At 67.7% G+C, this 2,695-nt stretch carries 1 pseudogene; it reads right to left on the bottom strand.

Annotated elements, in window-relative coordinates:
• Positions 1 to 2,692: pseudogene (locus EN984_RS30110) on the bottom strand (calcium-binding protein); the annotation flags it as partial.
• Positions 2,693 to 2,695 lie beyond the last annotated feature (3 nt).

Raw genomic sequence — 2,695 nt, 5'->3', positions numbered from 1 at the left:
AGGTATCGCTGGCGATGTTGTTGATCGTGTTGCCGAGATCGGTCACGGAACCGCCAATGGTGCTGAGCGTGGTGCCGATGGCGTCGACGGCCTGGTTGGTGGCGGCGAGCTGCGAGCCGTTGATGGCGTCGGTCGACGTCGAACTGATCCGCCCCGCGGCGACATTGGTGATGGTGCGTTCCGCACCGACCGCGCCGACGCTGACCGTCGAAGTCGGAGTGGTACCCTGGAAAGCGTAGGTCGTGCCGTTGATCACGGTGCTCGGCGTGCCGACGGCGACGTCGGTGACACTGCCCGAGCCGAGCGCCACGTCGCCTGCGTTGCCAGCGGTCGAGTTTGCACCCAGCGCGAGCGCATTCGCGGCGCTGGCATTCGCTTGCATGCCGAGAGCGGTCGCCTGGAGGCCGGTAGCAAAGGCGTTCTGGCCGATCGCGGTGCTGGAGGTCGCCGTGGCGTTGGCATTCGCGCCGATGGCGGTGCTGTATTGGCCAGAGGCGTTGGAAATGTATCCCATCGCCGTTGCGTCGAGCGCCGATGCGACGGCGCCGCTGCCGAAGGCCGACGCATTGGCGTCGGATGCACTCGAATTGACACCGGCCGCGATGGCGTTCGTCCCCGTTGCGGTCGCGACGGGTCCGATCGCAACGGAGTCCGTGCCCGTCGCCGAGGAGTCCGCCGCCGTCGAGTTGGCATGGAAATACTTGATGCCGCCGCCGACATTGATGTTGTTGACGACGGCGCCGATGGCATCGACGGCCTGGTTGGTGGCGGCGAGCTGCGAGCCGTTGATGGCGTCGGTCGACGTCGAACTGATCCGACCCGCGGCGACATTGGTGATGGTGCGTTCCGCGCCGGGCGCGCCGATGCTGACCGTCGAGGTCGGGTTGGTGCCCTGGAAGGCATAGGTCGTGCCATTGACCACCCCACTGGCCGTTCCGACCGCCGTGGTGGTCACCGAGCCCGAGCCGAGCGCCACGTCGCCGGAGCTTGCCGCCGCCGTCGCGCCATCGCCAAATGCGATATTCCCGGCGAGGCCGGCGGCACCTGCCGTGGAGCCGTTGCCCAACGCCACTGAGCCTTGGCCGATCGCCTTGTTGTTGTTGCCGATGGCGACGGCACCGTTGGCCGCGTTGGCCGCGGTGGCGGTCGCCGTGCCGTCGCTGTTGGCGATGTTGTTTGCGCCGCCGGTGAAGGCGCCGGTGCCGCTGGCGAAGCTCGGATCGCCGATGGCAACCGCGCCGTCTCCATAAGCGACGTTGCCCGCACCGATGGCGACAGCCTTGCCCCCGCTTGCGTTTGCGTTGGTGCCGATGGCGACGGCGTCGACGGAGTTCGCAGTGGCCTGGAGACCGACCGCGATGGCGTTGGCTGCGGACGCCGTCACGTCCGTGCCGATGCCGATGGCGCTCTGTGCGCTGGCGCCTGCTCCAAAGGTGCGCGAGCCGACATAGATGGCGTTCAACCCGGACGCGCTCGCCGAAACGCCGACAGCGACGGCATTGGTGCCGCTGGATGCGGCGCCGATGCCAAGCGCTGTGCTGGCAATCCCGCTGGCGTTGGCGCTGACGCCGGCGGCGAGGGAATTGTCTCCCGTCGCATTCGCTCCAGACCCGAATGAGGAGGCGTTTGTGCCGCTGGCAACGGCCGTGTTGCCAACCGCTGTGCTGGCGGCGCTGCTCGCATTTGCGGTCGTGCCGATGGCGATGGAATCGTTGCCCACGGCGGTGGCCAAACGGCCGCCGGCGAACCCACGGTCGCCGCTGGCAGTGGCGTTCCCGAGGGCTGTGGAATTCGCTCCCGAAGCAACGGAGAAGGTGCCGAGGGCGGCGGAGCCGGCTCCCGTGGCCTGGGTGCTGGCGCCGATCGCGACCGCGTTGGTGTTGGTTGCGGCCGCACCGGCCCCCAGCGCCATCGAGGCCGCGCTCGAGGCCGCCGCGTTCTTGCCTAAAGCCACCGCGTTTCCTGCAGATGAAACGGATTGGCGTCCTATCGCAATGCTGTCGACCTGAGATGCCCTGACGTCCGTGCCGATGGCGATGGCGCTCTCTTCAAGGGCGCCCATTCCCGCAACAGTTCGGTTGCCAAGATTGACGGCGTTGATCGCCGTTGCGGTCGCCTGGAAGCCGATGGCGATGGCATTCTGGTTGCTTGCGACGGCGCTATTGCCTTGGGCAAGCGAATCCAGCCCGGACGCTGTTGCACCAAACCCGAGCGCGGTGGCGCGCAGTCCGGTCGCCCGGGTAACATAGCCGATCGCCGTCGAGTTCGTTCCGTCCGCACGCGCGTTCAGGCCAAAGGCGGCCGCGCCTGCGGCTGCAACCGAGTTGACGCCAATGGAGCTTGCTCCATCCGCAGTAGCTTGGGCGTTCCCGCCTAACGCGAGGGCGTTGACGCCGGTTGCCTTCGCAAAGACACCTATGCCTATGGAGTTGAGGCCATTGACACTCATCGAATAGCCGATGGCGATCGAAGCATCGCCCGTTGCGCTGTTGGAGGTGCCCAATGCCACGCTGTTCGCGCCATTCGCCTGGGTGCCGTTACCGATGGCGACGGCGTTGCCGGCTGTCGCGGTTCCGCCGCCGGCCTGATATTGCGCCTGAGCCGGCGTCGCAGCCATGCCGATCGCGAAGGCGCCCAGCATCGCGGCCGCCGCCCCCGACATCCCGCCGACGCCCAAAGTTCCCAGCCCCAGGCG

The organism is Mesorhizobium sp. M7A.F.Ca.CA.004.12.1.1 (genome assembly GCF_003997835.1).
Classification (GTDB): domain Bacteria; phylum Pseudomonadota; class Alphaproteobacteria; order Rhizobiales; family Rhizobiaceae; genus Mesorhizobium.
Note: the sequence above shows the minus strand (reverse complement) of the source record. Positions and strands in the feature narration are given on the sequence as shown.